This is a genomic window from Mesorhizobium sp. M7A.F.Ca.MR.362.00.0.0 (genome assembly GCF_004023175.1).
Taxonomy (GTDB): domain Bacteria; phylum Pseudomonadota; class Alphaproteobacteria; order Rhizobiales; family Rhizobiaceae; genus Mesorhizobium.
This window is the reverse complement of the sequence record NZ_RZTF01000043.1, coordinates 2,523-8,227: the sequence shown is the minus strand read 5'-3', so window position 1 is coordinate 8,227 and position 5,705 is coordinate 2,523. Positions and strand designations below refer to the sequence as shown.

3 protein-coding genes are annotated in these 5,705 nt (G+C 59.8%); all 3 read right to left on the bottom strand.

The genetic code is table 11. The features are described from left to right. Nucleotides 1-634 precede the first annotated feature (634 nt). The 3 genes from EOC06_RS08760 to EOC06_RS40070 all read right to left on the bottom strand — a co-directional run bounded on the left by EOC06_RS08760 (nucleotide 635) and on the right by EOC06_RS40070 (nucleotide 5,616). On the bottom strand, nucleotides 635-2,590 hold the full coding sequence (locus EOC06_RS08760) for a hypothetical protein (protein ID WP_128307517.1): 1,956 nt from the start codon (nucleotides 2,588-2,590) through the stop codon (nucleotides 635-637). After that, a complete protein-coding gene (locus EOC06_RS40775) occupies nucleotides 2,587-5,409 on the bottom strand; it encodes a transglycosylase SLT domain-containing protein (RefSeq protein ID WP_206631166.1) in 2,823 nt (940 codons plus the stop codon). The genes EOC06_RS08760 and EOC06_RS40775 overlap by 4 nt, the downstream gene beginning before the upstream one ends. Nucleotides 5,410-5,475: 66 nt before the next feature. After that, the gene (locus EOC06_RS40070; protein WP_164898509.1) at nucleotides 5,476-5,616 is read right to left on the bottom strand and encodes a hypothetical protein; all 141 of its coding nucleotides are present in this window, start codon (nucleotides 5,614-5,616) and stop codon (nucleotides 5,476-5,478) included. Nucleotides 5,617-5,705: the final 89 nt, after the last annotated feature.

Here is a 5,705-nt window from a genome sequence, read left to right as displayed (position 1 = left end):
CCGTCCAGCTTGCCGATCGACGCCCCAAGCTTGTTCAGGTCGGTGCGGCTCAGCTCTGCGTATTTCGCAAACACCTTGGCCGCGTACTGGGCATCCTTGTTGCCCGTGATGCCGGGTTTACCGCCCTCTTTCAGTTCCGCCATCTCGCGAAGGATATCGGCATCTAGGCGCTGATCGCGCAAAGCATACATGAGGTGAGGCGCATCAGCCTGGATTTCCGCAAACATGCCGCCGATATAACGGGCTTCGTAAGCCCCGTTCAGCGCATGAACCGAATTGCGACCGCCTTCAACGCCCTTCTGCGTGCCTTCCAGTACAGCCAGCAGCGCCTTTCGTGGCGTCATGCCGGCCTTGATGAAGCCGGTGACAGCCTGGTCCAGGCGATCCCGAACGAGGATGTTCAGCGCGGCATGGCGCTTCTGTAGTGCTGCGGCAATTCTGGTACGCTCTGCCTCACGCTCCGCGAAGGATTTCAGCTTGTCGCCAAGGCCAGCGATATCACCCGATCCCTGGAGGCTGGCCTTGTATTCGGCCATGCGCTGGAAAGCGGCCTCGATGTCCTCACGGCTGAGCTTTTCGCCTGATGCCGCATGAGCAGCATTGAAGCAGTCTTCGCCCATCTTGTAGCGGATTTTCACAGGAGGCACCCCGCCACGCTCTTCAAGGCTTCGGCATAGGCCGAGCCTGTTTCATAATCGATCTGCGCCTGGGCCAATGTTGCCGCGTCTTCCTCGGTCAATCGGCCTTCAGCCGCGAGCTGAGCGACTTCGCCTTCTTCCGCGAACGATCCGGTCTTGGTATCAACGCGGTATTGCTCGGCAAGGTTCTTGGTGTCTTCCGGCTTGGCGACAGAGGCTTCGGCCTGCTTGACGCCTTCAGGTGCCGGGTCGGGACGGGCCGCTGTGGTATCGATGGTGCGCGGTGCAGCGGCACGCTCCGCCGGTGGTGCGATCAGGGGCTTGCGCCTGACCTGCGAGCCGTCGAATAGAACCACTTCCATCTTTTCTGGGTTTATGATCGCGTCGTATCCAGCCGCCTTGATCTTGGCCACATCTGACCGTGAAAGCGCGGTGGATATGATATCGGGAAACTCCGCATTCGGCAGAGTGAGCGGATTCTTAACATCGATGTGGACTTCGTGGATTTTTCCATCAGGAACCCCATCGGGCCTCTTGCCGATATATTGTTCGGCCAAAGTCCTATTTTCCGTGACATAGATGCCAAGCACATCGTGCTTATCTTTCGGCGTGCCGTCCCTACGGAAAGCATCAGAAAACTCGGTTAGGTCCGCCTTGCCACCGTGATAGTACGTCTTTTCACCGGGAAGTTTCCTTTTGCTGTCCGGCACTTGTTCACGATAGTCGAGAGCGTCCAGTTCCTTCCCCATATTCGTTGATGGTCGCACCGCCTTTTCGTTCGCGGCAACCCATGAGAGAGCCTGCGCACGATCTAGAAACTGACCATCTGGCGTGACAAAGCCATCGCGCACAGGGTCGCCACGTAGCGAATGCGGGAACCTGTCATGCACTGAGAAATGCAGATCGCCTGGATTACCGATATAGATCTTGCCGTCTGCATACTGATTGGCGACAACCAAGCCGCGCTCAGGGACAGTGCCGCCGCCAATTTCGTGAGCGGCACCGGCGGAATCCATAACGGTCTCTGGCTCTGGGATGTTGCCAATCTCGCCCGCCACGCGCGCCATCGGTTCGGTCGCATTCGGCGAAAGCTTGATGTCCTCGCCGTTGGCTATAGCGTCGATGCCCTCATTCAGGGCAATGCGGGCCTCCTGTGTGGTCTTCAGTGTTGCGAGGCGCTGCTCTGCCTCTGAGACCGCTCGCGCGTCCACACGCCTGCCTAGCGCGCCGTGGACGGCACCGAAAGCTGAACCGATCAGGGCAGCACTGGCCATCTGCGAAGTGAGTGCTGTCCATGATACATCATCGCCGAACTTGGCCCGCGCATCTGACGTGACCAGACCGGCAATGCCCGTGTTCAGGGCCGCGTCTGCGCCGGCAACTATCGCTCTGCCCGCAACATACCCGAACCGGCCAATAGCGGCAGCCTGAACCGCTTCGCCGAATACCGGCACATAGTTGACCGGATCAAGCGCTTGGCCCGCCATGGCCCCGACGAACGACGAGAACGGGCGTTTGGTGGCGTAATACTCCCTGACCTTCTTGGCATCGTCAGAAGCAGCGAGCGCAGCAGCCCGCGCGTCTGTCATGCCCTGATCCCACGGAATGTCTTTGCGGAAGAATGCCGAGCCCCTATAGGCATCCTCGGTCAAGGGCTGGCCCTGATCCATCATCGACTGAACGCCGCTCTTCAGCAGCGAATAAGCGCCGGGGATCGGGATAGCGGCCATGCCGTACAGCGGTTCAGCAAGACTTGGCGCCTCGTTGCCCTGTGGCGTGGTGAGGTCTTTGATCGCCGTGCCGAGGCCAAAGCTTTCAAGAATGCCGCCCTTTGCCTGGTCAACGAGGGTCGAGGTCAGGTTAAGCGGCTGGTTCATCGCGGAATCGAACAGGTCTTGACGGCTTGCGCCCGCATAGGTCGGGCCACTCGTCATCGAGTAGACGCCGCTCATTGCACGCCCATCACAGAATCGCGGATGCCAACGTTTGGATTGGCGTAGTTGTCCACGGGCTGAGGCTGAGGAACCGCGCTTGGCTTGAAGATGATGGGCTGGCCGTTATCGTCGGCAATCGCCAGTGCGGTCTTCGGATCGATGAACACATAGCCATCGCCGGAGTTGCGGAAATAGCCGTTTGCCAGCAGATCCTTAGTGTAATTCTGAGTTGTAGCTTCCAGGATGGCGGCTGTGCCGCTGGCTCGGTTGCCATAGAACTGCGCCTGGGTTTCATGCAAGGACTGCGCATAGGCGGTGGCATCGTCAGGGTTATCGAATTTGCCGAGGAATTGGCCTTTCTCCCCCCAATACTTGATAGCCTCTTCATTCGACATGATCCGGCCTTCATTCGATACGGTGGGGATCAACACCTCCTGCCCTGCATCGTTCTCATACGACATCGAGCGCACTGTACTAATCGTACCATCCGCGTTCTTCACGATGGGTCGGGTGGCAAGATCGATGTTGCCCGGCTGAACCAACCCTTTGGCCGTTCCGCTTGGACCTGCTCCCGGCAGTGCCAGCGCGTTTTCAACAGCCTTCTGGACATTGGGCAATTGTGCAGCGAGACCAGCCTGAACAGCGGCAGCGTCCTGATCCTTGGGGACAAGGATCTGCATGTTTGTATCGTTCACCGCCTGCACGTCGCCATAGAGGTCTTTCGACACGCCGGCGATTGCCGCATCCATGGTCTCGCCATTGCGAAGACGAAGGTTCACGGCATTGTTGATGAGTTTCGAATCCCGCTGCGCACGGGTGTAATTTTCGGCCGAACCATTCGACAGGCCATAGTACAGGTCGCCAACCTGGCCCTGATCCATGAGCGTGGTCTGAACTGCAAGATCGATGTCGGCGGGCTTCTGGCCATCCTTGGCTTGTCCGGCAAGCTTGGTCGGGTCAACCATCGCGGCTTGGAACAGTCGGTTGGCAGCGCCTTGGTCGCCACGCGATAGGGCCTCGAAAGCACCCTGAGTGATGTCCGGCAGACCTTCGCTGACCATCTGATTGAACAACTGGCCGCGCTGGACCGGATCGTTCGTCGCCATGATGATGCTGGCAACGGCGCCAATGCGGTTTGCCTGCGGCTGGGTCTCATCCTTGAACGCTCCAACCGCAGTGGTGGCGATATCCTTCGGCAAAGGCTGCGGGTTCTTGATGCCAATCTGCTCTTGAGCCGCGATAGATGCAGCGACAGCGCCCTGGTAATTGCCCTGTGCGGCGGCATTGCTCCACTGCTCATTCACCGCCGGGAAGGCATTGCGAACATAGGAAGCCGGATCAGCCTCACGGGCTTTCAGCGTCGTCTCGGCAGCATTGGAGAGTGTTTCGTAGCGCTTGCTTTCTAGCGCTGCCCCCTCCCCAGAAGAGACCGGCTTGGCCTCATTGACCATCGACTGGATATCGGCCGCCGACATGGTGCGCATGTCATATGCCTGCTTGCTGGTCTGCATCGAGGCGACGAAATTGTTATAGCGGTCAGCGCCTTCCTGCGGTCCATAAGCCAGGGAGAACTGGTCGGCATTGGGAACCTGGCCCGTATAAGTGCCGGTGTTCAGGATTGCCGCAGGGGCATTTGAGACGGCCACATCGATACCGGCGCGCGATTCCACGGCGATCTGGTTGTTGCGGGTGTCGACCTCGTTGTCGATCACATAGCGCTGCTCGGGCGAGAGCGTCTTGTACCAGTCGGGGTTATTCCCAGCGCCGGCCTGATGCATGGCTTTCGCCATTTTGCTGTCAGCCCAAGCCCTCACGTCACCGGCCGTCTTGCCCGCGAGAATCGAACGGTTAGCAGCGATGGCTGAGGGGCTGAAGATGGCGCTCGTTGGGGTGTCGGCTGAAGCCTTCCCAAGCTTCTCTGCCACACCGTAACCCCCGAAATGGGCGATATACACTTCGCCCGGCGTCGGCTCGCGGCCCAAGTCACGGCGCAAGCCAACCATGTTGTCTTTGGTGAAGCGCGCCCCTGCATCAGCGTTGGCTTCCGGGTCGAACTTGTTGCGTAGATGGTATTGCGCAGCAGTGCCGTCGATGAACTGGAACAGGCCGCCTGCCGACGAGGTCTTTGCCTTAGCGTTCGGGTCCATCCCGCTTTCGATCTGGGCGATACCCAGGGCAATCGCTGGTGGCACACCATGCCGCTGAGCTGCTGACGCCACGATGCCGGCTATCGGTCCCTTCGGCTTGGAAATGATGCTGGGATCTTGATCGACCGCCAGCTTGCCCCGGCTGAAGTCGGCATCCTCAATATAGGTCTTGCGGCGCGCTTCGACGGCATTGGGGTCGAGCAGGCCCGACTCCTTGCCGGCCTGGATCGCGCCTTCGATATCCTGCTTGGCCTTGGCCCTGACATCTTCCGGGGTGTTCGGATCGACGTAGAGTCGCCGGTTTTCCTCTAGCGCATTATCGAACGCCACGGTCTCGGCTTCGCGCTGGACCTGGACGCCTCGATCATTGATGCCGTCATTGACCCGCACAGCATCCGTGCCAGCGCCGATCAGCCAGCGCTCGCGCATCTTCGGGTCGCGGATCAGGTTCCCGGCGTTCTTGACCACCTCGCCTGTCTGGACCGGAGCGCGCTTGCCATAGGTTGAATATTCCGGATCGTTGGCGAACTGGTTCTGGACACCAAGCAGTCCCTTGGTTTTCTCTGCCTCGGCACGGGCGATATCAACGGTGTTCTGCTGGTCCTGCCGTTCCTTCGCGATAGCCGAAATGTCAGCGCCGAGACTGGCAAGCCCACGACCTATCGCACTCGTATCCTGGGTCGCGATCACGCGGCCAGAACGCATGTTCTCCGGGCCGCTGAGGTCTAGGGCTGTGGGCAATCTCGCCATACTGGATTACCCGAACGTGCTTGTTAGGCCCTTGGCAACGCCGCCAAAGCCGCTGAACACTGACCCGAGCAAGGAAGCCTTGCCCTCTGCCCGCTTGCCCTTGGCGCTGTCCATGAGCCCTGCCGAGCGTGAATAGCCGCCGTACATGGCGCTGTCCGCGTTGTACTGTGCCTCCCCTGCGGTCTGGCCCATGAGCTTGACAATGGTGGGCGCGTCCGTCCCTGCGCCAGCACCGG